The sequence below is a fragment of the Burkholderia sp. LS-044 genome (genome assembly GCF_004803625.1).
GTDB classification, from domain to species: domain Bacteria; phylum Pseudomonadota; class Gammaproteobacteria; order Burkholderiales; family Burkholderiaceae; genus Burkholderia; species Burkholderia cepacia.
The window spans coordinates 313,663-339,365 of sequence record NZ_SSWO01000007.1 but is presented as its reverse complement, the minus strand read 5'-3'; the positions used below and the strand labels follow the sequence as shown (position 1 = coordinate 339,365).

Genomic DNA, 25,703 nt, shown 5'->3' with positions numbered 1-25,703 from the left:
CCGCCACACCCTGCCCGCGCGGGCGGCATCGACCGCCGCACACTCAACGCACGGCCGGCAGCTTCAGCATCGTGTCGGTCATCACGTCGGCCAGTTTCAGCGCCGACATCGGCCCGCCGAACCCCCAGATATTGCGTTCGATCAGCGCGATCCGGCGTTCCTTCATCGCGGGGACGAAACGCCACACCGGCGAATCGAGTTTCGCGGACAGCGGCACGTCCATGCCCGATGCGGTCACGAACAGCACGGCCAGCTCGCGCTGCCTGAGCAGATCGGCCGACGTCACGTACAGCGTGCCTTCCCGCGTCGGTTTCTTCGGCCACGGATCGAGCCCGAGCGCTCGCGCGAGGCCCGCCGACGTGCTGTTGCCCGTATAGGCCCAGTAGCGATCGGGCAAGCCGAGATCCTGCAGCAGCGCGATGCGCTCGCCTTTCCTGCCCGCGGCCGCGAGCCGCGCCGCATTGCGCGCGATGCCCGCGTCGAGTTGCGCATCGACCGCCTGCGCGCGCGCGTCGCGCCCCGTGACCGCACCGATCGTCCGGAAGATCTGCCGCATCCAGTCGAGCTGCGTCACCGGCACGCCGCCATCCGACACGTTCGGGCTGAACTGGAACAGGATCGTCGGCGCGATCCGGTCGAGCGCATCGAAAATCGGCGCATGACGGAAGCCGACGCCGATGATGAGATCGGGCTTGACCGCCGCAATTGCTTCGAGGCCCGGCTCCTGGCGCGAACCGATGTCGGTCACGCTGGCGAGCCGGTCGCTTTGATAACCGAGCCAGCCCGGATAGAACGCCGTATCGGCCATCCCGACCGGCACGATGTCGAGCGCGATCACGCTTTCCGCGAACATGAAGTCGAGCGCGACCACGCGCTGCGGCCGCACCGGCATCGTCGCGCTCGCCTGCGACACGACGGGATTGCCGGCCAGCGATACCGCACCCTGCGCGCGATGTGCATCGAGGGCCGCGGCAACGGCGCCGGACGAGGCCGACAGCGCGCCGCAACACGCGGCGCCGAGCGCCGCGAGTGCGCCGATTGCGCCAAGTGCGTGCCGGCGGCCGGCATTCGTCACCGGATCGCGTCCTGCTCGGCCAGCGCCGCGTCGTCCATCGTCAGTAGCAGGGGGCAGCTTCCACACAGTTGCGTTTCTCCAGGAATTTCATAGCGCAGGCAGCACACGCGTCGCGCGCGGAACGGCGTGGGCAGCAGCGCCGAACGCGGCACCGCATCGCGCACGGGCATGCGCAACGGATTCGGTTCGCACGCAAAGCATGTCGCACCGAACAGCCAGCCGGCGTCGCGCACCGGATCGGCCACGCATGGCAGCGCACGATACGTATCGAGCAGATAGTCGAGCAGGTTGCCCGCGTTGCTCCACAGCACGCGCGGCGTGACGCGCCCCATCGCCGCGAGCAGGTCGATCACCGCGCCGAGATGCGCGACGAGGCCCGCGTAGCGTGGCGCCGGGTCGTCGCAGGGTTCGCCGAGCGCATCGTGCGTGAAATACAGCGCGGCGGGCATCCCGTCGTCGAGCGCGACGAACGTGCGCTCGGGTGTCATGTCGAGCGGCCGGCCGAGCGTCAGCGCGGCGACGACGCCGGCCGGCGCCGCGCGGCCGAAATAGTATTTGCTCCATTGCGACATCAGCGCGCGCGCGTGCTGCGCCGGATCGCCGCCGTAATGGCGGACCATCGCGTCGAGCACGATGTCGCGGTGCGCGGGCAACGCGCTGACCGGCACGACGAGGCGGCCCGGCGCGTGCGCGTCGTCGGGCAAACCGAGCCAGACGACGTCGAGATGGTCGGCGAACGGTTCGGGCGCGAACGCCGAGAAACGCGTGGCGCGCGCGCCGTCGAGCGGCAGCGTCATCGCCCCGCGCGCCGGGCGCGGCGCCCCTCGAGGATCAGGAGCCCGAGCAGGTACGGCGCGCCGATCAGCGCGGTCAGCACGCCGGCCGGCACTTCGCGCGGCGCGACGACCGTGCGCGCCGCGAGGTCCGCCACACCGAGGATCAGCGCGCCGCACGCGGCCGCGAGCCACAGCCGCGTACGGTGCCGGCGCGCGCCGAGCATCGTCGCGACGTGCGGCGCCATCAACCCGATGAAGCCGACCGGCCCGACCGCCGCGACGGCCGCACAGGCGGCGAGCGTCGCGATCGTCAGCGCGAGCGGCCGCAGCACGGCCACCGGCAGGCCGAGCGCGGCCGCCTGGTCGTCGCCGAGCGCGAGCATGTCGAGCGGTTTCGCGAGCCATGCGAACACGGGCACCGCGAGCACGCACCACGGCAGCAGCATCGACACCTCGCCCCAGCTGCGGCCGTAAGTCCCGCCGACGAGCCACACGACGAAGCGCGCGGGCTGCACGCTTTCCTGCGTGATCAGCCATTGCGCGAGCGTGGTCCACAACGCGCCGATCACGATCCCCGTCAGCGCCACCGCGAGCGGCGCATAGCGATGCCGGTGATTCAGCGCGAGCGTGATCGCGAGCGACAGCCCGCCGCCGATCAGCGCGGCGGCCGCGAGCGTCACGTGGCCCATCAGCGGCCACGTCGACAACGCGAACAGCGTGACGAGCCCCGCACCCTGCGTGACGCCGAGCACTTCGGGGCCCGCGAGCGGATTGCGCACGACGCTTTGCATCGCGACCCCGCTCACCGCGAGCAGCGCGCCCGCGAGGAGCGCGCACAGCAGCCGCGGCATGCGCAGGTCGATCAGCATCAGCGCGAGCGCATCGTGGCCGGACAGCGCAGCGGACCAGCGCGCGATCGACAGCCACTCGGGGCCGGCCGACACGCCGACGAACACGGCCAGCACGCCCGCCACGACGAACAGCGCCGTGCGCAGCGGCCAGCCAAGCCGTTCGAGCCAGCCGACGAGCCGCGTCGAGCCGCCGCCCGCCGCGCGTTCGGCATCCGCATGCAGCACGCCCGACCACGCGGCGCCGCGCCGGATCATCGCCAGCATCAGCGGCGTGCCGACCAGCGCGATCGCGACGCCGGTCGACAGCGTGGCGTCGAGCCCCGACGCGAGCACCGCGCTGTCGGTGACGAGCACGAGCGCACCGCCCGCGAGCGCCGACAGCGGCACGAGCACGCCGAGCCGCGCGGCGCGCGCGCCGCGCACCTGGCGCAGCAGGTTCGGGGCGACGAGGCCGACATACGACAGCGGGCCCGCGATACTGACGGCCACGCTCGTGAACGCGACCGCGACGATCGTCGCGGCGAGCCGCGTCGCGTCGACGCGCACGCCGGCCGCGGCCGCCGCGTCGTCGCCGAGCGTGAGCGGATTCAGCGGCCGGATCACGAACGGCAATGCGATCAGCGGCACGACGAGCCAGCGCGCGGCGAGCGCGAGGCCCGTCGCGCCCGGCTGGTACAGGCTGCCGTTGGTCCACAGCGCGGCGCCCGCGATGTTCTGCTCGAAGAAGGCGAGCACGAGCGTCGACAGCGCGGCGAACAGCAACATGCACACGCTGCCCGCGAGCACGAGACGCAACGGCGTCGCGCGCCAGCCGCCGGCCGCGACGATCGCGCAGGCGGCCGCGGCCAGCCCGCACACGAACAGCAGCGGCACCGACGCGACGCCGGCCAGCGCCGGCACGAGCATCGCCGCGAGCAGGCCGAGCTGGGCGCCGCCCGTCACGCCGAGCAAATCAGGCGACGCGAGCGGATTGCGCGTGAGCGACTGGAACAGCGCGCCCGCGATGCCGAGGCACCCGCCCGCGACGAGCGCGGCCGCGACGCGCGGCAGGTTGAGGTCGAACAGGAACACGTGCGCAAGCGCAGCGGCATCGCTGCCGGGCACCGCGCTCCACCACACGCGCAGATCGGGGGCGACGCGCAGCGCCGCCAGTGCCGCGATCAGCGCGACGAGGCCGATCGCGATCGCACCGGCCCGGCCCGATGTCGTGCCCCTCCCCGCCGCCGCGAGGCGCTTGCGCATCGCGAACGTGGTCATACGGCGAGATCCCGGTCGAAGACACCGGCCGCCTGCGGCGCGCCGTCGGTTGTCGGCCCGTAGGCCGGCACGCACATCGGTGCGCCCGTCTGCGGATGCGCGAGCTTCAGCATCTCGACGCCGAACGCCGCGCGCAGCCGCGCCGGATCGAGCATCGCGTCGGGCGTGCCCTGAGCGACGAGGCGGCCCGCGCGCATCAGCACGATTTCGTCGCTGTATGCGGCCGCCTGGTTCAGGTCGTGCAGCACCCAGACGATCGTCAGCCCGCGCGTGCGGTTCAGCGTGCGCAGCGCATCGAGGATGTCGAGCTGGTGATGGATGTCGAGATAGGTCGTCGGTTCGTCCAGCAGCACGATCGGCGCCTGCTGGGCGAGCGCCATCGCGATCCACGCACGCTGGCGCTCGCCGCCCGACAGTGCGCCGACGTCGCGCTCCGCATCGCCGGCGAGGCCGCTCGTGTCGAGCGCCTCGTCGATCGCCGCATGGTCGGCCCGCGACAGGCCGCGCAGGAAGCCGCCGTACGCATAGCGCCCGTACGCGACGAGTTCGCGCACCGTCAGGCCCGACGGAATCTGGTTGAACTGCGCGAGCATCGTCAGCTCGCGCGCGAGCGCGCGACGGCGAAACGACGCGAGCGGCTGCCCGTTCACTTCGACATGGCCGGCACGCGCGGGCTGCAAGCCCGCGAGCGTGCGCAGCAGCGTGCTCTTGCCGCAGCCGTTCGGTCCGCACAGCGCGGTTACGCGGCCGGCCGCGATCGACAGGTCCAGCCCGTCGATCACGACATGGTCGCGATATCCCACCGACAGCCCGCGCGCGGCAAGCGCGGCGGTACTACGCGTCATCAATCCTCCGTTCGGTCGCGCGGGACCGTATAACTCTGCGCCATCGCGACGACGACCTTGCGCGACCCCTCGAACGGGTCGCGCGCATGCGCGGTCAGCATGTTGTCGAGCATCAGCACGTCACCTGTGCGCCACGGGAACACGATGCGCTGCTGGTCGAGCACGCCGCGGATCTCCGCGAGCGCGTCGGCTTCGAGCGGTTCGCCGTCGCCGTAATACACGTTGCGCGGCACGTTCTCGAGCCCAACCGCGTCGACGAGCGCTTCCTGCATGTCGTCGTCGAGCGCCGACAGGTGAAACAGGTTCGCCTGGTTGAACCACACGCGGTCGCCGGTGCGCGGATGGCGCGCGACGGCCTGGCAGCGTTCACGCGTGCGCAGCAGCAGCTCGCCGTCATCATCGGTGCGCCACGCGCATTCGATGCCGCGCGCCGCGCACATCCGTTCGACCTCGGCCGGTTCGTCGGTGCCGAACGACTGCTGCCACGGCAGGTCGAGCCCCTGCCCGAAATTGCGCACGTACAGCAGCTCGCGCTTCTCGAAACGCGCGACGAGCGCCGGATCGAGCGCACGGTAGACGGCACGGCTGTCCGCGATCGGCGTCGCCCCGCCCTTCGGCGCGGCGAGCGCGCAGTGGAACCAGATCCGCAGCGGCCATTCACGCGTATACGACTGCTCGTTGTGCAGTGGAATCGCGCGGTGCGGCGGGTACTCGGTCGATGTGTAGACGGCGCCCTCGACCTGGCTGCGCGGTGTCGATGCGTATTCATAGCCGATCAGCGGATCGCCGAACGACGCCGCGAACTGCTGAAACGCGTCGATCGACGGCACGTGAAAACCCGTGAACAGCACACCGCCCGCCCGTTCGAGCGTGTCGGCCGCGATCTCGCGCGCCAGCGGCGCGACGTCGTCGATCGACATCCCGTCGCTGCCGCGCGGCGACACGACGGTGGGCAGCCCCGGCTCGATACGCAGGTCGTCGAGCGTCGGCAACGAAAGCAGGGTCATGCAACGTCCTCTTCAGGTGGCGCGCCGCCCACGCGGCGCGGCGGGTCACGACGCGCGCGATGCGCGCTCGCCGTCCATCGCGCGGCGCAGGCTTGCGGGGCGCATGTCGGTCCAGACGGTCTCGATGTGCGCGAGACAGTCGGCTTTCGGGCCGCTCACGCCCACTTCGCGCCAGCCGGCCGGCACGGGCCGGAACGTCGGCCAGATCGAATACTGTTCTTCGTCATTGATGACGACCGTATAGACGAGATCGTCGGTGTCGGCGGAAGGCGTCGTGGCTTGCGTCATGATCGGAAATCGCTGAGGCGGTTGAAAGTGGCAAAGCGGATGGCAAAGCGGCGGTTTCGGCCGCTCCTGTCTGATAGACGATTGGCCGGCGCGTTTTTTTACCCGCGCTTACCGGCGCCGCGTGCGGCCGCCCAGGAACACCGGGCACGCGACACCGCGATGGCATGCGTCGAGGCATTCCGCGCAGTGGCGCTCCGCGTCGCGCACCATGAAATGCACGAGCGTCTGCGACACGTTCAGCGCGCGCGCCGCGGTCTGCAGCGTCTCCTCGCGCAGCCGCACCATCTCGAAGGCCGCGCGGCTGCGCGCCGGCAGGTCGTCGAGCGCGGCCCACACGCGCCGCAGCGTATCGCGCGTCAGCAGTGCGGCTTCCGGCGTCGGCTCGGGCGACGGCACGTCGAAGCCGTCGTCCTCTTCCGTGTGATAGACGTTCTCGAGGTTTTGCCGGCGGCACGCGTCGATCGACGCATTGCGCACCATCCGCGTCACGTACGCGACCGGCTGGCGTACCGCATCCTGGTTCGGGAATTCGACGAGCTTCACGAACACGTCGTGCACGACGTCCTCGGCACGGCTCGCACAACCGACGAAGCCGCGCGCGACGTTCACGAGCATCGCGCGATGCGAGATCAGCACGTCGAGCAACGCGCCTTGCGCACGGGGCTCCGTGGCGCGGCGCGCACGCGGCGGCCGGTCGGGATGACTGCCGAGGAACGGGTTCGCCGCTGCCGCCGCCGGTCGGTCGAGCACTTCCGCCATCGCCATCGATCTGCTCCGTCAAATTCCGAGATAGCGCAATTTAACGTAAACGCAAATCATTCTCAATCTGATTACTGAATGCCCCTTTCAGTCGACAGGATTTGTCTGAACAATTGACGGAATCGTTGCCCGGGTGGAGGGGACGCACGGCGGCTGGTTCGGTACGTGGTCATCGGCTAATCCGAACGGCGCGACCGGCCTGCGCCCCACCGACACGATCTTTCACGCGTCTGACAAAGCGCCTGCACGTGTCATGTGCGGTAGCAACTTCTTACTACGTGAAATTTTGGGGGCTCGTACGATCGGGGTGCTGTTTCCAAGGGAGAAAACCATGAAATCCATCGTGTTGTCCGCTGTCATGGCTGGCGCGCTGTCGAGCGTGATGCTGACCGGGTGCGTCGCCTATCCTGCCGGCCCGGCTCAGGTCACGATCGGCTGGCATGGCGATCGTTACTGGGACGGCAATCGCTACTGGGAGCGCCGCGACTGGGAAGCGCAGCATCCCCGCGGATATGACGACCGCCGGGACGACCGACGCGATGACCGTCGGGACGACCGACGCGACGATCAGCGGCCGCAGTGGTAAGGCGTTCCCTCTTCCCGTGATTCATTTTTCAACGATCAGGACTGCAACATGAAAACGCTACTGAAATCGCTCGCCGTCACGGCGCTCGCCGCCGCCGTGCTCGTGCCGGCCATCGCCGAAGCGCATCCGCACCGCGTGTGTCACTTCGACCATCACCATCACAGGATGTGTCGCTGGGTGCGGTAAACGAAACAAGGCGCCGGAAAACCGGCGCCTTGTTTCATCGCTTCACCTGCGTGCGACCACGCTCGTCAGCGTGCGGCCGGCAACCGCGGCAGGCATCGCGCGAGCTGCGCCGGGCTGACGGGCATGCGGCAGGCACCTCGCTGCATCGCGGCGTTCGGCTTCGCCGCCAGCATGCGTGACGTCGCCTTGCGCGACGAAGCCCGCACCCGCAATGCGTCGGTGCCCGGGCTCGCCGGCTGCAACGCGCGCAGGGTCGCCGCATCGATGTGCACTTGCCAGAACTGCGGCCGATAGTCGGGATCGCCGTCGCGATAGCCCTGCCCCGTGATGGTCTGCCCGTCGGGGCTCACACCGATCACGTTGGCCAGGTTCAGCGTGCCGACCGACAGGCCGGCCGCTTCGAGCAACGCAACGAGGCTGCGCATGCCGCTTTGCGGCGTCCACACGAAGACGCGCTCGGCACCGGTCTGCCCGTTGCTCGATGTGCCGATGACGACCCGCCCGTCCGTGCTGATCGATAACGCGTAGCTACTGTCGTCGCCGTCGAGAAAACCGAGCCGCTGGATGCTGTCGCCGCCGTTCGTCCACAGCACGGCCTCCGAATCGACCCGTTGTCCATCCGGCGTAACCACCAGGGTGCCAAGCGCGCCGGCGATCGTCCGTTCGTCTTCGGTCACACCACGGGCCTGATCCATTCTCGCCACGCCCGCGTTGATCGTCGGCAATAGTCGTTCACCGATTCGTTCTGTCCAAAGGAGCGCACGCGAGCCATACACGCCGTCGACATTGCCGGCGAACCCCGCTGCTGCATTCCCGGACGAGGTCATCGACAGGAGCTGCACGACATAGTCGCCGCCGGGTGGCAGCTGGCGGAAACCCCTCGGCTGGTCCCACATGAACCGTGCATTCGAGACGCCTATCGTCGAAAAGCGGCCCGCCATCCTCGTGCCGCCGAGGTTCGCGACTTCGACCGATGCGCCCCAGCCCGCCGTATCCGGAACGAGTTTTTGTGTGCGACCGTCGCCAGGCCATCGCACCGCCCATCGATCGAGGTTGCTGCTTTCCGCCTGGCGCGCACTGATCGAGCCGCCGATCACCTGCCCGTCGCCCGACACCGTCTGTGCCATCGAGTCATAGGCGTTCGCCGGCGCCGCCAGCCGCTGCCAGCCCGTCGCAGCCGACCACGAGAAGGCCATCGAGTTACCGGGCCGCGCGTCGCTCCAGTAGGAACCGATGATCGTCTTGCCGTCCGCGCTGACGGCATTCCCGTTGTACTGCATGTCGCGCGGCCCGCCCAGGTCGCCGATCACGGTCAGCGAATAGCCGCCCGCCGATACCGTCTGCGCATGAACCGCGCCTGCCGTCGACGCAACGAACAATGTCGCTGCCATGGTGCCCTTCAGATGCATCTCCGTCTCCCCCGAAAAAAGACGCTCGGCCGCCGGCCTGCCTTGCACGGCAAATGCCCGCACAGACCGCGCTCGCATGCGTCAGTAGATAAACAACCGAATCGTCGCCGTGCCGTTGAACGGACCGATCTTCGGCGGCCCGAACGCCTTCAGAACGGCATCGAGCGTCACGCTCTGGTAGTTCACATTTCCCGGCATCTGGGCGAGCACGAACTGTTCGTTGAACGCAATCGCCTTGCCGTTTCGGTCCTCGATGCCGATGCCGAAGTTACTCTTCGGATCCGGCACGAGCAGCCCGTTCTGCACCGTCTGCGAAGTCTCGAAGTAGCCGTCCACACGCACCGGCACGTTGCATTGCTTGGTCAGCGCGAGACTGAACGACTTGCGCGGCACGGCTGGCAAGAAGCCATTGCCCGTGGCCTGAACCTGGCCGAACTTCACGATGCCGGGTTCAGGCGTGACCTTCACATCGACGAGACAAGGCGTCGGTTTCAGTTTCTGCAGGCCGCTCAGCTTGTAGCGAAAGCTCGGATTGATGTAGTTCAGACCGCCCCTGCCATCGAACTGGAACACCGCATAGATGTCGGATGGCGGCTGCGACCAGTTGCCGCGCTTGCGCACCACGACCTGATAGGTGATGCTCAGCGGAAACTTCTCGCAACGCCCGGCCTTGACCTCCGCGTCGCTCAACGTACATTCCTCCACATAGGTTTTCGTCTGTACGCCATCTCCGGGCTGACTGCTGCGGCCGAAGTAATCTTGACCAAGATAGCGAATGCCGATTTCGAGACCCCACGCAGCCGGGGTCTGCTTTTCAGGGTTCGCATAGAAATAGATCCATTCACCGTACGTCTTCTCTCTGCCGCCGAGATCCTTGTAGCAGTATCCCGTCGTCGTGCGCGGCGGCGACACCCAGATCACGTACCCATCCGGCGCATCGGTCGGATACGACGCAACATTGCCGATCGCTTCCGTCAGCGACACACCGCCGTTGTTTGCGATGCAGCGCACTGCCCACGCCGGCTGCGCCAGCGCAAAGAACAGTCCGAGCACACACCACCTGAGCCACATCGGCGTTCGCAATGCGATCCCGTTTCGTCGCAGGCTGCTCATTTCTTCACGCTCTTGCAAGCACCGGCCTCGCACGCATACTCGACCGCCACCTGGCCGCCGTAATCGTCGATGTGCGTGACGAACAGCGTCGCGGGCGTCGCGGCCTTGAACGGCACGTCGGCCGTGCTCATCGGGCTGACCATCACCGGCTCCAGCGGCACGTGCGTCTTCTGCACACCCGCCGCCACGTCGACGATCGTGATGTGATACGGCGTCGGATTGTCGAACACGAGCTTGTGCGCGGCCGCATCGACGCGCAACGTCATCGGCAGCGTCCAGTCCTCGTCGCGCGCGGGCTGCACGGCCTTCGGCCGGTAGAACAGCTTCATCTGCGTATGCAGCGCGATCTGCAGCGTGTTCGGCGTATCGGTCTTCGGCGGCACTTCGCGGATGTTCAGGTAGAACACCGATTCGCGATCGGCCGGCAGCTCGGTGCCCGGCAGCTTCGCGATCCGCAGCACGTTGCGCTCGTTCGCCTCGACGCGCTGCAGCGGCGGCACGACCATCAGCGGCGACGTGATCTTGTTGCCCTTCGCGTCCTCGAGCCATGACTGCACGAGATACGGGTACGTCGTGCTCTTGTTGGTGATCGTGACGACCGCCGCCTGTTCGCCTTCGTTGAAGATCACGCGCGTGCGATCGGGCACGATCGCCGCCTGCGCGGCGCCCGCGAGAAGCGCACCGGCGGTCGCGAGTGCGCACCATGCGCGCCGCGGAAAGGAAAGGGAGAAGGAGTTTTTCATCGCTGGATCCGTGAATTCATCGTTCGACCCGTGCGGCCGCTGCATGCGACTCGCCGGGCGTCTGGCACGTCACCGGAATCGGCGTGCCTTCGAGTTGGAGCTGGTTCGGCAGCGTGTCGATCGTGCAGAGCGTGCGTTCGCCCGCGCGCACCGCCAGCGTGGATTTCGGTTGAACCTGGGTCAGGAACGCCGCGCCGCCCTCGCCGACGATGCCGAGTTCCTTGCCGTTCGCCATGTCCTGCACCGATGCGCCGAACGGCAGCGGTTTGCCGAGCGGGTCGGTCAGTGTCAGGTACAGGTTGCTGCCGCGCGCGGCGGAGAACTTCACGAAGCCGATCGCGCCGTCGGTCAGCACCATGCGCTGGATCGGGTTCGACACCTGCACCTCGAGCGGCAGCTTCTCGACGTTGACCGTCGCGTCGTAGACGTTGTACGGCGAGATGCCGTCGAGCACCGTATAACCGCGCGAATCGGTATGCGAGAGCGTGCCGGACAGCGGCACGTCGGGCACGCCGTCGGTCGACACCAGCAACCGCGTGTCGCCCGCGTTGCCGTTCGCGTGCGCCGCGACGCCGTATTGCGTCGCGACAAACGAGCCGTCGACTTCGAGCGACGCGGCCGCATACGCATTGGCGAGCGTCGACGCCTGCGCGGTCAGCTGATACGCCGACGAGCGCTGGCGGTAGCTCGCGTTCGCCGACGCCCGTCCGTCGGTCGCGCCCGCGTTGACCTGGTAGGTGCGGCCGTCCGGATCGTCGTAGATATAACCGGCGTTCACGCTCGTGCTGCCGCTGCCCGTCGTCAGGTTCGACGTGACGGTGTGGCGGCCGCCGATCGGCAGCGTCGCGGTAACCGAGACCTGGTTGCCGCTCGCGCCGGCGCTCTGCGTGCGGAAGGCCGATACGCTCACGTTCAGGTTGCGCAGCGTGCCGATCGAGAACGCGCGCGTCAGCGTGAGACCGACGCGCTGCTCGTTCGCACGTTCCCAGTAGGTCGTCTGGTCGTACGAGAAATAAGTCGACGTGTCGCCGAAACGCTTCGACAGCGTCGCCGAGTAGCGCTGCTTGCTGTTGGCGAGGCCGTACGCGGTCGGGTCGCCCGAGAACTGCGCGAAGTTCGTGTATTCGCGCTCGGAGAAGCGATAACCGAAGAAACGCACGTCGGCATCGAGCCCGTCGAAGTGCTTCGAATAGTTGATGCGGTACGAGTTGCCGTTGCGCGTCGCGCCGTTCCACCACAGGCGTGCCCGCGCATGCGTGACGTCGGCCGACAGCGCGCCGAACGCGCCGAAGTCGCGGCCCACGCCGAGCGCGATCGACGTGTAGCCCGACGCGGCGATGAAACCGCCATACGCGGTGACGTCGAACGGCAGGCCGTAGGCGATTTCACCGAAGCCGAAGAACGGCGTGATGCCGGCGCCGCCAAAGAGCCGCGGCTTGCCGACGGCGGCCTTGTAGCGCAACTGCCCGGCACGCGCGAGGAACGGCACGGCGGCCGTCGTCACCTGGAAGCGCTGCACGCTGCCGTCCTCTTCCTCGACTGCAACGTCGAGCGTGCCCTGCACGCTCGTATTGATGTTCTGCAGCGCGAAGGCGCCCGGCGACACGCGCGTCACGTACAACACGCGGCCCGCCTGCGACACGGTCACGGTCGCGTTGGTGCGCGCGACGCCCGAGATCAGCGGCGCATAGCCGCGCAGCGAAGGCGGCAGCATGCGGTCGTCGCTGCGGATCGACGCGCCCGTCAGCGCGAACGTATCGAAAATGTCGGACGTCAGGTAGTCGTCGCCGAACGTCACCGTCGACTGGATCGACGGCAGCGCGCGAAATGCATAAAGCCGGCTGAAGCGGAACGTGCGGTCCGCGTAGGCCGTATTGCCCACGTTCGATTGCGCCTGGTAGTCGCCGCGAAAGCGCCATGCATCCCAGTTCGCGCCAACCGTCCCGTAGGCCTGGATCGAATTCGTTTGCCCGCCACCCGTGCCGAAGTTGCGGTTCGTGTTCGCGATCACGCGATAGTCGAGCATCGCGCCGGGGATCCCTTCCGACCAGCGCTCCGGCGGCAGGTAGGTCGTATCGTTGAACTCGAGCGCAGCCTGCGGAATCGTGATCTTGAGCCGCCCGTCGCTTTTCAGGTAGCGCACGGTCGCCCCCTCGATCGCGCCGAGATCGACGCAACGTCCGCCCTGGAAGCGCGGCAGGTCCTTCGCGAGCGACGGCTTCAGCCCGAACTGCGCGACGAGTTCCGGGCGCAGGCACGGTTTGCCCGCTCCCGACGGGTCGACGGCGATGAACTCGATTGCCTGCAGCCCGTAGAACAGGTCGTTGACCTGTACGTCGAGCATGTACTCGCCGGGCAGCGTGAAGTCCGCCTGCGAGAACTGCGACAGATCGACGTTGTTCGAGCCGTCGATGCTCAGGAACGACGAATTGAATTCCGTCGCATGGCTCTGGCTGCCGACAACCAGCACGGAGACGCAAAGGAAGGAATGTCTGATTCGCACGCGGCGCTACCGGAAGTCCAACGAAGGGGGGAAATGAGGAAATGCGAACGAGGAAGGGTGCGCGCACCCTTCCCCGGTACGGCGGCTTACTGGTAGCGGACGGTGAAGTTCGCCACGCCTTCGGCGGTACCCGGCGTCACGCCGGCTGCGGTCGCTTCGTACATGGCCGCGAAGCGTGCGACGTTCGTGCCGTTTTGCAGCACGGTCGGTGCCTTCTGCTCGGCGCCGTTGTCGAGGTATTCGCCCGACGCTGCCTGCAGGCGGATGCCGACGTTGGTTGCCGAACCGATCGTGGCGAGCAGCTTCGGCTGGCCCGCGCTCGACGTGCCCGTGAACGTGAAGTACGCGTTCTGCGCGACGCTCGTGTCGCAGTCGGTCAGCTTGATGTCGAAGTTGGTCGGCGTGGACTTGTCGCCAGCTTGCTTGAACACGTTGGTCGGCACCTTGCCGAGGTTCACGGTCTGGTTGACCGAGCCCGAATCGATGCCGCATGCGCCCGCGACGATCTCGCCCGTGAAGTTGATCGTGCCGGTGCCCGCTGCGAAGGCCGAGGTCGACAGGGCCGCGAGTGCGACAGCGGTCAGGATGGATTTTTTCATGACGTTTCCCGAAAGGACTGCAAATGGAATAGATGACGTGGCGGACTCAAACGGTAGCGCGTGGTGGCTCCCGTCCGTCACGAGGCGGCATTATCGAGATAATCGTGAAAGTTTTCTGTAAATCATTGTCAAATGCATCTGACAATGTTCGATTTACCCCTCCAGATCCGCACTATTTCCCGTCAATTTTCAATCCCGGAATTTTTATCCGCAGTCCTTTTTTATTCCCCGGAAACAATTGAAGATTAAGGATATTTTCGATCGATAGCCACAACCTCCCCGCACACCCTTTCTGGCATTGGCTCTGGAAAATCATCCTCGAAAAGGACAAAACATTGTCCAGAGCCGCCATCGTTGTCCGACGACAACGCCAATATCAAATCATTTTCAACAAACAGGAAATTAACCGGCGATTCAATCAATACAATTTTTTCGCGCAAACGATTGCGACACGAATACAAACGTTTTACCGCGACACTTTGCCGCCCTCATTATTTCCGATATATGGTTAATTCGTTTGTCAATTCCGGATCGTAAATCGCACGCATGAGCGATCGCCGAAACCCGACATCGGGACCGCATCGCATGGGAGAAAGAAGGCAAAATGACCCGCACACGTTTGCGCGGAATTGCGACATGAGCGGTCGCAAGACAACGGCTGTTCCGGCACGCGCGCGCGTGCGTGCGTTGCCGCAGGATGAAAAACGTCCCGGCCGGCCTGTCGATGGGGAAAGATATCGCTGGAACCGGCGGTATGGATCGAAGGAAGCGGCGGCAGCACGTCGAAACGTACCGCCGCCGTCATGCCGCCCGACGCGCTGCGGCGTCAGGCGACGGGCATTACGCGGAAGCCGCGGCCTCCGCCGATGCCGGCGACCAGCCGCCGCCGAGCGCGCGGTACAGCGCGATCGCATTCGCGAGCCTGAGCTGCTTGAGCCGGATCAGTTCCTGCCCCGACTCGTACGTGCTGCGCTGCGCGTCGAGGAGTTCGAGATACGTCGCGACGCCGCCCGCGTAGCGGCGCTCCGCGAGCTTCAGCCGCGCGCCGTCGGCCGCATACACGTCCTGCTGCGCGGCGAGCTGGCGATCGATCCAGTCGCGCGCGGCGAATGCGTCGGCCACTTCGCGGAACGCGGTTTGCACCGTCTTCTCGTAATCGGCCACCGCGATGTGCTTGCGCGCGTTCGCGACGTCGAGGTTCGCGCGGTTGCGTCCGCCCGCGAAGATCGGCAACGTGATGCGCGGCGCGAACGTCCATACGCTGGTGCCGCCGGCAAACAGGCTCGAGAACGCATCGCTGACCGAGCCGTAGTCGCTCGTCAGCGTGACGCGCGGAAAGAATGCCGCGCGCGCGGCGCCGATCTGCGCGTTGGCGGCCTTCAGCCGCGCCTCCGCCTGCCGGATGTCCGGCCGCCGTTCGAGCAGCGCACTCGGTGCGCCGGGCGCCACGGGCGCGATCGACAGCCCGTCGAGCGCGGTCGTGTCGCCTGGCACGTTGCGCGCGAAGTCGCCCGCGAGCAACTGCAGCGCCCGCACCGACTGCGCGTGCTCGCGCTGCAGCGCGGCCTGCGATGCGCGCGCGGATGCCACCAGCATCTCGGCCGAGCGCAGCTCGATCGCGTCGCTCGTGCCGGCCGCATAACGACGCTGCGTAAGCGCGGCCATGCGTTCGCGCGCGTCCAGCGTGCGCTGCGCCAGCGCGAGCTGCTCGTGCAGCGAGCGCTCCGACACGTACGCGCCCGCCACGTCGGCGATCACGCCGATGCGCACCGTGCGTTGCGCGTCGGCCGTCGCGAAATACTCGGCGAGCGCCGCATCGGACAGGCTGCGCACGCGGCCGAACAGGTCGAGCTCGTACGCGCTGACGCCGACGCCCGCACGATACAACCCGCTGATCGCGCTTTCGCGCACGACCGGGTCGTACTGGCGCGCACGCTCGTAACCCAGATTCGCATCGACCGACGGCATCAGGTCCGCGCGCTGCACGCCGTAGAGTGCGCGCGCTTCCTCGAGCCGGCCGGCGGCGACCCGCAGGTCGCGGTTGTTCGCGAGCGCCGCGTCGATCCACGCCTGCAGCGCGGCATCGGTGAAGTACGCGCGCCAGTCGTCGAGCAACGCGGCATCGGCGGGCGATGCCGCGGCCGCCGCCGGCGCGGCACTGCCGTCGACCGGCGCATAGGTCGCCGGCACGGGCGCCGCCGGCCGCTCGTAACGCGGTGCGAGCGTGCAGCCGGCCAGCGCGAGCGCGGCGGCCAGCGCAACCTGAACCCGCAGCGCTGCCTGTGCATTCAGCGCAAACATCATTGAGAACCCTCCATCGCCGCCGGCTGCGCTCCGCCGCGCCGGCGCGGGCCGACGTCGAACAGGCGGCCGACGATCACGAAAAACAGCGGAACGAGGAACACCGCGAGCACGGTCGCCGTGATCACGCCGCCGAGCACGCCGGTGCCGATCGCCATCTGCGCGCCGGACGCGGCGCCCGACGCGAACGCGAGCGGCAGCACGCCCACGCCGAACGCGAGCGACGTCATCACGATCGGCCGCAGCCGCAGGCGCGCGGCCTCGAGCGCGGCGTCGACGAGCGACATGCGCTGCGCGACCAGGTCCTTCGCGACTTCGACGATCAGGATCGCGTTCTTCGCGGACAGCCCGATCGTCGCGATCAGCCCCACCTTGAAGTAGATGTCGTTCGGCATCATCCGTAGCGTGACGCCGAGCACCGCGCCGATCACGCCGAGCGGCACGACCAGCATCACCGCGAACGGAATCGACCAGCTCTCGTAGAGCGCAGCCAGCGCGAGGAACACGACGAGCACCGACAGCGCGAACAGCATCGGCGCCTGCGCGCCCGACAGCCGCTCCTCGAACGACTGCCCCGACCACGCATAGCCGGTGCCGGCCGGCAGCTTCGCCGCGAGTTGCTCGATCGCGGCCATCGCCTCGCCGCTGCTGTGGCCCTGCGCGGCCGAGCCGTTGATCGTGAACGACGGAAAGCCGTTGTAGCGCGTGAGCTGCGGCGGCCCGAGCGTCCAGTGCAGTGTCGTGAACGCCGCGAGCGGCACCATCTCGCCATGCGAGTTGCGCACGCGCAGCTTCTTCACGTCGTCCGGATCGAGCCGGTGCAGCCCGTCGGCCTGCACGATCACGCGCCGCACCTGCGTGCCGTGCATGAAGTCGCCGATATAGTCGGAGCCGAACATCACCGCGAGCGTCGTGTTGATCTCATCCATGGACACGCCGAGCGCGGACGCCTTCGCGCGATCGATGTCGAGCTTCAGCTGCGGCGCGTCCTGCGTGCCGGCGAACATCAGGTCGGTCAGCGCGGGATCCTTGCGGCCCGCCCCGAGCAGCTGCTCGCGCGCGGCGCTGAACGTCGCGTAGTCGAGCCCGCCGCGGTTCTGCAGCCGGAAGTCGAAACCGCTCGACGAGCCGAGATCGGGCAGCGCCGGCGAGTTCATCGCGAACACCGTCGTGTTCGGCGTGCCCGCGAAGCGCTCGTTGATGCGCGCGACGATCGCCTGCACGTGCGCGTCCGCGGCCTTGCGCTCCTTCCAGTTCTTCAGCGTGACGAAGATCATCCCGCCGTTCGGCCCTTCGCCGTACAGGTTGAAGCCGCCGAGCGCGAACGTATACGCGGCCGGCTCGTCATGGCGGATGTACGACTCGACTTCCCGCACGCTCTGCATCGTTTCCGCGAGCGGCGTGCCTTGCGGCCGGATCACCATCACCATGAAGTTGCCCTGGTCCTCGTCCGGCAGGAACGCGGTCGGCAGTTGCGTGAGCATCAGCCCCGCGGCCGCGGTCAGCGCGCCGTACACGACGAGCCAGCGCACCGGCTTCTTCAGCATCTTGCCCACGCGCGTCGCGTAGCGCTGCGTCGAACGCGCGACGAAGCGGTTGAACCAGCCGAAGAAGCCGCGCTTCTCGTGATGTTCGCCGGACACGGGCCTGAGCAGCGTCGCACACAGCGCGGGCGTGAGCGACAGCGCGAGGAAGGCCGAGAAACCGATCGACACCGCGAGCGACAGCGCGAACTGCCGGTAGATGTTGCCCACCGCGCCGCCGAAGAACGCCATCGGCACGAACACCGACGTCAGCACCACGGTGATGCCGACGATCGCGCCGCTGATCTGCTTCATCGCCTTGACGGTCGCGTCGTACGGCCCGAGCCCCTCCTCGACCATCAGCCGCTCGACGTTCTCGACGACGACGATCGCGTCGTCGACGAGGATGCCGATCGCGAGCACCATCCCGAACATCGTCAGCACGTTGATCGAGAAGCCGGCCGCATACATCACGCCGAACGTGCCCGCGAGCGCGACCGGCACGACGAGCGTCGGGATCAGCGTCGCGCGCAGGTTCTGCATGAACAGGAACATCACGAGGAACACGAGCACGCCGGCCTCGATCAGCGTCGTGACGACCTTGTTCATCGACACGCGTACGAACGACGACGTCTCGTACGGGATCTGGTACTTCACGCCCGGCGGGAAATACGCGGACAGCTCGTCCATCGTCGCGCGCACGCGCTTCTCGGTGGATACCGCGTTCGAGCCCGGCGCGAGCTTGATGCCCATCCCGGTCGCGACCTTGCCGTTCACGTACGACGGGTAGTTGTAGTCGTTGCCGCCGAACTCGACGCGCGCGACGTCGCGCAGATACAGCGCGGAGCCGTCGGCCTGCGTGCGCAGCGCGATCGCGCCGAACTCGGCCGGCGTCTTCAGCGGCGCATCGGCGAACACGGTCGCCGCGATCGGTGCGCTGGGCGGCACCGCGGTGCGGCCGATGTCGCCGATCGTCACGCGTGCGTTGTGCGCGCGCACCGCCGACGCGATATCCGACGCGGTGAGGCCGTGCCCGGCCATCTTCACCGGGTCGGGCCAGATCCGCATCGCATATTCGGCGCCCCAGAACTGCACCCGGCCGACGCCGTCGACACGGCGCAGCGCCTGCACGACGTTCGCCGACGCATATTCGCCGAGCTGCACGTCGGTCATCCGCCCGTCGTCGGATGTCAGCGACACCACGAGCTGGATGTTGTCGGCGGCCTTCTCGACCTGGATGCCGTCGCGCCGCACCGGTTCCGGCAGCCGCGCATCGACCGTCTTCAGCCGGTTCTGCACTTCGACGGCCGCGAGATCGGCGTTGACGCCCTGCTTGAACGTCAGGTACAGCGACGCCGCGCCGGCGCTGCTCGTCGCGGACGTATACATCAGCCCCGGCGCGCCGTTCATTTCGCGCTCGATCAGCGCGGTCACCGATTCCTCGACGACCTGCGCGGATGCGCCCGGGTACGTCGCATAGATGCTGACGACGGGCGGCGCGATGTCCGGGTACTGCGCAACGGGCAGCGAGCGGATCGCGAATGCGCCGCCCAGCATGATGAAGATTGCGATCACCCACGCGAAGACGGGGCGATCGATGAAGAAACGTGCCATGGTGGTGTGGTGTTAACCGGTCAGGTTTGACGGGCGGCCGCCTGCGAAGCGGCCGCTGCCGGCGCCGCTTTCGTCGGCGGCGCCTTCTCGACGGGCTTGACGGCCGTATCGGGCGCGAACTGCGCGGCGTCGTCGACGATCACGCGCTCGCCGCCCGCGAGGCCGCGCGTGATGCGCCAGTCGTGGCCGCTCATCTGGTCGGCGGCGACCTCGACGTCCTTGACCTTGCCGTTCGTGCCGACCACGCGCACCGACGTGCGGTCGGCCGTGCGCAGCAGCGCATCGCGCGGCACGAGGATCGCCCGCTGGTCGACCGCCGTGTCGAGCGCGATCCGCACGTACGCGCCCGGCAGCAGTTCGCGCTCCGGATTCGGGAACAGCGCGCGCATCGCGACGGTGTCGGTGGTCGGATCGACCGCGAGATCGCTGAACAGCAGCTTGCCCTTCAGCGGATACGCGGTGCCGTCGGCGCGCAGCAGCGTCACCGTGATGTCGTGCTGCGCGATACCCGTCGCGCGCCCGCTCTTCACCGCCCGGCGCAACGCGTCGACATCGGCGGCCGGCTGCGAGAAGTTCACGTAGATCGGGTCGAGCTGCTCGACGGTCGTGAGCGGTGTCGCCTGGTCCTGGCCGACGAGCGCACCCTCGGTCACGAGCGCGCGCCGTGCGCGGCCCGCGATCGGCGCGGTGACCGTCGCATAGTCGAGCTGCAACTGCGCCCGTGCGAGTTCCGCCTTCGCGGATGCAACGTCGGCCTTCGCCTGCGTGTCGCCGGCAACGGCCTCGGTGTGGTCACGCTCGCTCACCGCGCGATCGCGCACGAGATCGTCGTAACGGCGGCGCTTGTCGCTCGCCGCGAGCGCGGCGGCCTGCGCCTTCGCGAGCGCCCCCTGCGCGGCGTCGCGCGCGGCCTTCAGCGGCGCGGGATCGATGCGGAACAGCACCGCGCCCTGCTTCACTTCCTGGCCTTCCTCGTAGGTGCGTGCGGTCACGATGCCCGCGACCCGCGCGCGCACTTCCGCCTGCCGGTATGCATCGAGCCGGCCCGGCAATTCGACGGTCATCGGCACGGCCGTCGGACGCACCGTCACGACCGTCGCCTGTTTCGCGGCCTCCGGCGCGGCGTCCTTGTCGCCCTTTCCACATCCGGCCAGGGCCAGCACGGCCGCCAGCGCGAACGGCGCCAGCCGGTGGCGCAACAGGGAGCGATTGTTATTCATATGTGACCTCGGATCGTTCGCCGCCGATACAATGCGGCGGCTCAGGGTGGCCGATTATAATCAGTCACGATTGATTAAATACACGCCGCTTCAATCTGACCGTCACACTGTCTCAATAAAACGACAGCGAACTGTAAGGAATTTCAGGACATGGCCCGCAAGACCCGCGAAGAATCGCTCGCCATCAAGCACCGGATCCTCGACGCCGCCGAACTCGTGCTGCTCGAGAAAGGCGTCGCGCAAACCGCGATGGCGGATCTCGCCGAGGCCGCCGGGATGTCGCGCGGCGCCGTCTACGGCCATTACCGCAACAAGATGGAAGTGTGTCTGGCGATGTGCGACCGCGCGTTCGCGCGCACGTCGGAAGGCTTCGACGCGGGCGACGGGCTGCCGCCGCTCGCCACGCTGCGGCGCGCCGCCTCGCACTATCTGCAGGAATGCGGCGAGCCGGGCCCGATGCAGCGCGTGCTCGTGATCCTCTATACGAAGTGCGAACAGAGCGAGGAAAACGGCGCGCTGCAGCGCCGCCGCATGCTGCTCGAATTGCAGATGCTGCGGATCACGAAGGCGCTGCTGCGCCGCGCGATCGCGGCCGGTGAACTCGCCGCCGATCTCGACGTGCACCTGGCCGCCGTCTATCTCGTGTCGCTGCTCGAAGGCGTGTTCGCGTCGATGATCTGGACCAACCGGCTGCGCGGCAACCTGTGGAACGACGCCGAGGCCATGCTCGACGCCGGCTTCGACACCGTACGCACGTCCGACGCGTTGCGCGGCCGCGCGCACAAATTGCCGGACTGACGAAATTTGTCGTAATAAATGCTGATTTAACCCGATTTACCGCACTGCGAAACGAATGAGCTGACCCTCTTTAAAATTTTTAACGTTGTGCGGAACACCGGTAGACTGGCGCTGTCATCTTTCTTTAGCGTCTTCGTGATAACCGGGTTCGACCCGGTATGCACGCCGCCGTTCGAAGCGGGCCCGCCCCGCGCGTTGGGTCGAACGGAAACGACACAGGCCCCTGGCGGGGCCTGTTTTGTTGCACGCCCGCCGCCCGCCCCCGTCGCCGCCCGACGGATGTGCCGCCGGCGGCCCCTGCCCACACCCCTTTGAACCGCTTTCCTGGATGTGGACACCTTGGTCAAGTCTGCCGCTACCCCTGATGCTTTCGCGCCCGGCCGCGCGCAGCGCGTCGTGCGCGCGCTCGTGCCGGCCGCCGTGCTCGGCGCCCTCGCCGCACTCGGCCTCGCCGCGCTGCCGGCCGTGTCGCAACTGCCGGGCGCCGTCGACTCGGGCACGGCCGCGCTGCCGCAGCGCGTGCTGTCCGACACGCCGTTTCCCACCGCGCAGCATTTCGTGACGAGCGAGCTCGCCCGCACGATCGGCGAGCGCAACGATTCCGACGAACACCACGACCGCAGCCAGCAGCCGGGCCTGTTCGCGCCGCTCAGCGCGCACCGCAACGACATGCTCGGTTATGCGAACCTGTTCCAGTTCGCGGCCCCCGAAAACCGGCACGGCATGCGCGCGGGCGACATCGAGCTCACGCTGTCCGACACGCTGAACCGTCTCGACGTGCCGCCCGAGGTGCGCATCCAGCTCGGCGATCTCGTCAGCGGCAAGGTCGCGATGCGCGCGAGCGCGCAACGCGGCGACTACTACCGTGTCGCGTTCGATACGAACGACGGCACGCCGCGCCTTACCGCGCTCGAGTTGCGCGTCGCGGGCCGCACGTTCGGCGCGATCTGGTTCCGCGCGCCGGGCGCCGAGCACGGCGCGTACTACGCGCTCGACGGCTCGCCGCTCGAAGCCGCCGCATTCACGATGCCGGTCAAATGGACGCGCATCAGCTCGTTCTTCGGCGAGCGCGTCCATCCGCTGTCGCAGGCGATGGCGTTCCACACGGGCGTCGATCTCGCCGCGCCGACCGGCACGCCCGTCGACGCGGCGGCCGACGGCGTCGTGTCGTTCGTCGGCACCGATCCGGGCGGCTACGGCCGCTACGTGATCGTCGATCACGCCGACGGTTACTCGACCTATTACGCGCACCTGTCGGCGTTCGCGCACGGCCTCAAGACGGGCGAAACCGTGAAGCAGGGCCAGCGCATCGGCTCGGTCGGGATGACCGGCGCCGCGACGGGCCCGCACCTGCACTTCGAGGTGCGGGTCGCGAACAATCCGGTCGACCCGCTCGTCACGCTCGCGAGCGCGCAGACGGCGCTGTCCGACATGCAGCTCACCGCATTCCGCCAGGAAGCGGCGCAATGGCGCTTCCGTCTCGCGTCGATCAATACGGCGCCGTTCGCGTTCGCGCAGAACGACGGGCCGCTGTGGGGCGATTTCGCGACCGACACGTCGACGCTGCGCGCGGTCTTCAATACGCACTACGCCGCGTCGTGACGCACCGGCCGCCCGCCGTCGCTCGACGAACAGCGGCGCGCGGCCGCCCCTCCCCCTTCCTTGTGCGTGCGGCCCGCCGGGCCCGACCAGCCCGGCGCGTTGTCCGCCGCGAAGATTCCCCGACACTGCCGCCTCACCGGCACGTCGATGCGGCCGCGGCTCGCCGTTACCGCGCCGGTTCCGTGTACTCGGCCGCCGCATCCGCGGCGCGTTGCGTGCGCGGGCGGCGTGACAACAGCCAGCGTGCCGCGCCGTCGAGCGACGTACACAGCACCAGGTAGATCAGCGCGACGAACAGGAAGATCTGCGCCGGATACACCATCAGCCGGTTGTTCACCTGCGTCGCGACGAACGACAGTTCAGGCACGCCGACGATATAGGCGAGCGACGTGTCCTTCACGAGCGCGACCCACTGATTGATGAACGACGGCGTCATGATCCGGATCGCCTGCGGCAGCAGCACGTAGCGCACCGTCTGCCAGCGCGTGAGACCGAGCGACAGCCCGGCCTGCCATTGCCCGTCGCCGGCCGCGACGATGCCCGCATGCACCGCGTGCGCGAGATACGCGCCGCCGATCAGCGCGAGCGCGCACACGACCGTCGCGAGCCCCGGCACGTCCATGTGCAGCAGCACGGGCATCAGGAAGTAGGTCCAGAAAATCAGCATCAGCACGGGAATTGCGCGGAAGAAGCCGATGAACGCGAGCAGCAGCACGCGCGCAGGGCCGCGCGCGAGCGCCATGGCAACGCCGAGCGCGATGCCGAGCACGGCCGATGCACCGGCCGACGCGATCGCGAGCAGCAGCGACAGCGCGGCGCCGCCGAGCGGCCCCTCCGGGAATGCGCCGACGAGCAGGTACGGCAGATTGGCGAGCAGCAGCGAGAAATCCATCGTCAGCGCCCCGCTCCCAGCCGGTCGCGCCATTGCGTCGCCGCATACGCGCCCGCTTCGATCGCGGCCACCGCCGCGACGTACAGCACGGTCGCCACGCCGAATGCGGCGAAGGTCTTGAACGTTTCGGTCTCGACCTGCCGCGATGCATACGACAGCTCGGCCACGCCGATCGCCATCGCGAGCGACGAGTTCTTCACGAGATTCATGTACTGGCCGAACAGCGGCGGCAACGCGATGCGCACGGCCTGCGGCAGCACCACGTAGCGCAGCGACTGCATCGGCGTGAGGCCGAGCGCGGCCGCCGCGTCGTGCTGCGCGCGCCGCACGCCGCGCAGGCCGGCTTCGCATTCCTCCGCGACGAACGCGGCCGTATACGCGCTCAGCCCGACCCAGCCCGCGACGAATTCGAACGACGGCCATGCGAGCGTGAACGGACCCATGCTCAACGCATGGCGCGCGTTCAGCCATGCGACCCACGTGTCGGGCAGCAGCGACGCGACACCGAAATACCAGAACAGCAACTGCACGAGCAGCGGCGTGTTGCGGAACGTGACGACGTACGCGGCTGCCGCCGCGCGCGGTGCCGTGCCGCGCGCATGCCGCATGACCGCGAGCAGCAGACCGCCGGCGGTCGCGGCGACGGCCGACGCGGCCGCGAGACCGAGCGTCAGCAGGAAGCCCTGCCAGAGCCAGGACAGATATTTGGGAGCCAACCCGAGCATGCTGTGTTGCGGGCGCGAAGCGCGCGATCGGAAGAAAACGGAAAGCGCCGCGAGGCCGATGATCCGGCCGGTCGCGGCGCGCGTGCGATGCGGATCAGGTCTTGTCGCCGATCCGGAAGATGCGCGTGAGCGGCGTCTTCGTCGTCGGCCCGAACCATGCGTCGTAGATCTGCACGGCGCGGCCGTTCGCCTCGAGCCCCTTCAGCGTGTCGTTGACGAAGCCGAGCAGGCGCGTCTCGCCTTTCGGCACGCCGACGCCCATGTAGTCGTTCGAGATCGTGAACGCCGGGATCTCGTAGTTCTGCTTGTCCGGCACGTTCGCGAGCAGGCCGATCAGCTTCGGGCCGTCCTGCGTGATCGCCTGCACGTTGCCGGCGCGCAGCGCGGCGAACGCGAACGGCGTGTCGTCGTACGCGACGATCGTCGCCTTCGGGAATTTCTCGCGCAGCGTGATCTCGTTGGTCGTGCCCTTGTCGGCGCCGACGCGCAGCCCGTTCAGCTGGTCGGCCGATTTCAGCACGCCCTTCTTCGCGAGAAACTGCTGGCCCGACGAGAAATACGGAATGCTGAAGTCGACCTGCTTCGCGCGCTCGTCGGTGATCGTGAAGTTCGCGAGCACGAGATCGACCTTGCCGGACGTCAGGAACGGAATGCGGTTCGCGGGGTTGGTCGGCTGGAGCTGCAGCTTCACGCCGAGCTTGTCGGCGAGTGCCTTCGCATAGTCGACGTCGAGACCGACGATGTGATTGCTTTTGCCGTCGACATAGCCGAACGGCGGGTTGCTGTCGAACGTCGCGACGCGCAGCACGCCGGCCTTCTTGATATCGTCGAGACGGTCCGCATGCGCGACGGTGCCTGCGGTAATGAGCGCAGCCCCGACGAGCCACGTAGCGAGAGTGTGGATTTTCATGAGCACGACCTGATTTGTTATGAAGGCCGCCGCGGATCGCGCGGCGGCCCGGTTCGAAGAACATCGCGACGGAGTGTGTCGTCGCGAAGCCGCTAACGTATCAGCGCGTGCGGCGAATCCG

22 protein-coding genes are annotated in these 25,703 nt (G+C 67.9%); 4 read left to right on the top strand and 18 right to left on the bottom strand.

All coding sequences use genetic code 11. The annotated features are described in order from the left end of the window. Window positions 1-43 precede the first annotated feature (43 nt). From E9536_RS20795 to E9536_RS20765, 7 genes are all read right to left on the bottom strand, one after another. Window positions 44-1,075 (bottom strand): iron-siderophore ABC transporter substrate-binding protein, encoded by a 1,032-nt coding sequence (locus E9536_RS20795; protein WP_136470527.1) that lies wholly within the window; start codon window positions 1,073-1,075, stop codon window positions 44-46. After that, window positions 1,072-1,872: a siderophore-iron reductase FhuF gene (gene fhuF, locus E9536_RS20790; RefSeq protein WP_059484560.1), complete on the bottom strand. Its 801-nt coding sequence runs from the start codon at window positions 1,870-1,872 to the stop codon at window positions 1,072-1,074. The genes E9536_RS20795 and fhuF overlap by 4 nt, the downstream gene beginning before the upstream one ends. Then, entirely contained in the window at window positions 1,869-3,959 is a 2,091-nt protein-coding gene (fhuB, locus tag E9536_RS20785; RefSeq protein ID WP_136470526.1) for a Fe(3+)-hydroxamate ABC transporter permease FhuB, read from the bottom strand. The genes fhuF and fhuB overlap by 4 nt, the downstream gene beginning before the upstream one ends. Beyond that, window positions 3,956-4,804 (bottom strand): ABC transporter ATP-binding protein, encoded by an 849-nt coding sequence (locus tag E9536_RS20780; RefSeq protein WP_027787448.1) that lies wholly within the window; start codon window positions 4,802-4,804, stop codon window positions 3,956-3,958. Before E9536_RS20780 ends, fhuB begins: the two co-directional genes overlap by 4 nt. Then, window positions 4,804-5,811 (bottom strand): TauD/TfdA family dioxygenase, encoded by a 1,008-nt coding sequence (locus E9536_RS20775; RefSeq protein ID WP_136470525.1) that lies wholly within the window; start codon window positions 5,809-5,811, stop codon window positions 4,804-4,806. The genes E9536_RS20780 and E9536_RS20775 overlap by 1 nt, the downstream gene beginning before the upstream one ends. Window positions 5,812-5,856: 45 nt before the next feature. Further along, window positions 5,857-6,099, bottom strand: coding sequence for an MbtH family NRPS accessory protein (locus E9536_RS20770; RefSeq protein WP_021163602.1), 243 nt, complete (start codon window positions 6,097-6,099; stop codon window positions 5,857-5,859). Between the two features lie 108 nt (window positions 6,100-6,207). Next, window positions 6,208-6,864 (bottom strand): RNA polymerase factor sigma-70, encoded by a 657-nt coding sequence (locus E9536_RS20765; RefSeq protein WP_027787449.1) that lies wholly within the window; start codon window positions 6,862-6,864, stop codon window positions 6,208-6,210. A 325-nt stretch (window positions 6,865-7,189) separates the two neighbouring features. Here E9536_RS20765 and E9536_RS20760 point away from each other — a divergent pair, with 325 nt between their 5' ends. Together E9536_RS20760 and E9536_RS41495 are read left to right on the top strand one after the other, a co-directional pair. Further along, entirely contained in the window at window positions 7,190-7,444 is a 255-nt protein-coding gene (locus E9536_RS20760; protein WP_021163600.1) for a hypothetical protein, read from the top strand. 48 nt (window positions 7,445-7,492) lie between these two features. Next, window positions 7,493-7,630, top strand: coding sequence for an HHHH-motif protein (locus tag E9536_RS41495; RefSeq protein ID WP_162923151.1), 138 nt, complete (start codon window positions 7,493-7,495; stop codon window positions 7,628-7,630). A 65-nt stretch (window positions 7,631-7,695) separates the two neighbouring features. Here the strand turns inward: E9536_RS41495 and E9536_RS20755 are convergent, their stop codons facing one another. The 8 genes from E9536_RS20755 to E9536_RS20720 all read right to left on the bottom strand — a co-directional run bounded on the left by E9536_RS20755 (window position 7,696) and on the right by E9536_RS20720 (window position 20,655). Then, a complete protein-coding gene (locus E9536_RS20755; RefSeq protein ID WP_247873476.1) occupies window positions 7,696-9,021 on the bottom strand; it encodes a calcium-binding protein in 1,326 nt (441 codons plus the stop codon). A 99-nt stretch (window positions 9,022-9,120) separates the two neighbouring features. Beyond that, window positions 9,121-10,152, bottom strand: a complete 1,032-nt coding sequence (locus E9536_RS20750) for a fimbrial protein (protein WP_042978050.1) — start codon at window positions 10,150-10,152, stop codon at window positions 9,121-9,123. Continuing rightward, window positions 10,149-10,895: a molecular chaperone gene (locus E9536_RS20745; RefSeq protein ID WP_136470523.1), complete on the bottom strand. Its 747-nt coding sequence runs from the start codon at window positions 10,893-10,895 to the stop codon at window positions 10,149-10,151. The genes E9536_RS20750 and E9536_RS20745 overlap by 4 nt, the downstream gene beginning before the upstream one ends. A gap of 16 nt (window positions 10,896-10,911) precedes the next feature. Further along, a complete protein-coding gene (locus tag E9536_RS20740; RefSeq protein WP_136470522.1) occupies window positions 10,912-13,365 on the bottom strand; it encodes a fimbria/pilus outer membrane usher protein in 2,454 nt (817 codons plus the stop codon). A gap of 119 nt (window positions 13,366-13,484) precedes the next feature. Then, window positions 13,485-13,997, bottom strand: coding sequence for a fimbrial protein (locus tag E9536_RS20735; protein ID WP_027787455.1), 513 nt, complete (start codon window positions 13,995-13,997; stop codon window positions 13,485-13,487). 840 nt (window positions 13,998-14,837) lie between these two features. Next, complete coding sequence (locus E9536_RS20730; RefSeq protein WP_136470557.1) at window positions 14,838-16,298, bottom strand: efflux transporter outer membrane subunit; 1,461 nt, start codon at window positions 16,296-16,298, stop codon at window positions 14,838-14,840. Further along, window positions 16,298-19,435, bottom strand: coding sequence for a multidrug efflux RND transporter permease subunit (locus E9536_RS20725; RefSeq protein ID WP_060205567.1), 3,138 nt, complete (start codon window positions 19,433-19,435; stop codon window positions 16,298-16,300). The genes E9536_RS20730 and E9536_RS20725 overlap by 1 nt, the downstream gene beginning before the upstream one ends. A 20-nt stretch (window positions 19,436-19,455) precedes the next feature. Then, window positions 19,456-20,655, bottom strand: a complete 1,200-nt coding sequence (locus tag E9536_RS20720; RefSeq protein ID WP_060196480.1) for a MexX/AxyX family multidrug efflux RND transporter periplasmic adaptor subunit — start codon at window positions 20,653-20,655, stop codon at window positions 19,456-19,458. 150 nt (window positions 20,656-20,805) lie between these two features. Here E9536_RS20720 and E9536_RS20715 point away from each other — a divergent pair, with 150 nt between their 5' ends. Beyond that, complete coding sequence (locus tag E9536_RS20715) at window positions 20,806-21,453, top strand: TetR family transcriptional regulator (RefSeq protein WP_059682682.1); 648 nt, start codon at window positions 20,806-20,808, stop codon at window positions 21,451-21,453. 339 nt (window positions 21,454-21,792) lie between these two features. Beyond that, window positions 21,793-23,055 carry a M23 family metallopeptidase gene (locus tag E9536_RS20710; RefSeq protein WP_027787460.1) on the top strand — a complete coding sequence of 421 codons (1,263 nt, stop codon included), beginning with the start codon at window positions 21,793-21,795 and terminating at the stop codon, window positions 23,053-23,055. A gap of 166 nt (window positions 23,056-23,221) precedes the next feature. Here E9536_RS20710 and E9536_RS20705 read toward each other — a convergent pair whose 3' ends face one another. The 3 genes from E9536_RS20705 to E9536_RS20695 form a co-directional block, all read right to left on the bottom strand. Then, window positions 23,222-23,947: an amino acid ABC transporter permease gene (locus tag E9536_RS20705; protein ID WP_136470556.1), complete on the bottom strand. Its 726-nt coding sequence runs from the start codon at window positions 23,945-23,947 to the stop codon at window positions 23,222-23,224. A gap of 2 nt (window positions 23,948-23,949) precedes the next feature. Then, window positions 23,950-24,672, bottom strand: a complete 723-nt coding sequence (locus E9536_RS20700; protein ID WP_060205573.1) for an amino acid ABC transporter permease — start codon at window positions 24,670-24,672, stop codon at window positions 23,950-23,952. Window positions 24,673-24,766: 94 nt separating this feature from the next. Beyond that, on the bottom strand, window positions 24,767-25,582 hold the full coding sequence (locus tag E9536_RS20695; RefSeq protein ID WP_059682687.1) for an ABC transporter substrate-binding protein: 816 nt from the start codon (window positions 25,580-25,582) through the stop codon (window positions 24,767-24,769). Window positions 25,583-25,703: the final 121 nt, after the last annotated feature.

Coding starts and splice junctions, on each gene's coding strand:
- fhuF (WP_059484560.1), bottom strand. CDS start 1,872: ATGACGCTGCCGCTCGACGGCGCGCGCGCCACGCGTTTCTCGGCGTTC.
- fhuB (WP_136470526.1), bottom strand. CDS start 3,959: ATGACCACGTTCGCGATGCGCAAGCGCCTCGCGGCGGCGGGGAGGGGC.
- E9536_RS20780 (WP_027787448.1), bottom strand. CDS start 4,804: ATGACGCGTAGTACCGCCGCGCTTGCCGCGCGCGGGCTGTCGGTGGGA.
- E9536_RS20775 (WP_136470525.1), bottom strand. CDS start 5,811: ATGACCCTGCTTTCGTTGCCGACGCTCGACGACCTGCGTATCGAGCCG.
- E9536_RS20770 (WP_021163602.1), bottom strand. CDS start 6,099: ATGACGCAAGCCACGACGCCTTCCGCCGACACCGACGATCTCGTCTAT.
- E9536_RS20765 (WP_027787449.1), bottom strand. CDS start 6,864: ATGGCGATGGCGGAAGTGCTCGACCGACCGGCGGCGGCAGCGGCGAAC.
- E9536_RS20760 (WP_021163600.1), top strand. CDS start 7,190: ATGAAATCCATCGTGTTGTCCGCTGTCATGGCTGGCGCGCTGTCGAGC.
- E9536_RS41495 (WP_162923151.1), top strand. CDS start 7,493: ATGAAAACGCTACTGAAATCGCTCGCCGTCACGGCGCTCGCCGCCGCC.
- E9536_RS20755 (WP_247873476.1), bottom strand. CDS start 9,021: ATGGCAGCGACATTGTTCGTTGCGTCGACGGCAGGCGCGGTTCATGCG.
- E9536_RS20750 (WP_042978050.1), bottom strand. CDS start 10,152: ATGAGCAGCCTGCGACGAAACGGGATCGCATTGCGAACGCCGATGTGG.
- E9536_RS20745 (WP_136470523.1), bottom strand. CDS start 10,895: ATGAAAAACTCCTTCTCCCTTTCCTTTCCGCGGCGCGCATGGTGCGCA.
- E9536_RS20735 (WP_027787455.1), bottom strand. CDS start 13,997: ATGAAAAAATCCATCCTGACCGCTGTCGCACTCGCGGCCCTGTCGACC.
- E9536_RS20730 (WP_136470557.1), bottom strand. CDS start 16,298: ATGTTTGCGCTGAATGCACAGGCAGCGCTGCGGGTTCAGGTTGCGCTG.
- E9536_RS20725 (WP_060205567.1), bottom strand. CDS start 19,435: ATGGCACGTTTCTTCATCGATCGCCCCGTCTTCGCGTGGGTGATCGCA.
- E9536_RS20720 (WP_060196480.1), bottom strand. CDS start 20,655: ATGAATAACAATCGCTCCCTGTTGCGCCACCGGCTGGCGCCGTTCGCG.
- E9536_RS20715 (WP_059682682.1), top strand. CDS start 20,806: ATGGCCCGCAAGACCCGCGAAGAATCGCTCGCCATCAAGCACCGGATC.
- E9536_RS20705 (WP_136470556.1), bottom strand. CDS start 23,947: ATGGATTTCTCGCTGCTGCTCGCCAATCTGCCGTACCTGCTCGTCGGC.
- E9536_RS20700 (WP_060205573.1), bottom strand. CDS start 24,672: ATGCTCGGGTTGGCTCCCAAATATCTGTCCTGGCTCTGGCAGGGCTTC.
- E9536_RS20695 (WP_059682687.1), bottom strand. CDS start 25,582: ATGAAAATCCACACTCTCGCTACGTGGCTCGTCGGGGCTGCGCTCATT.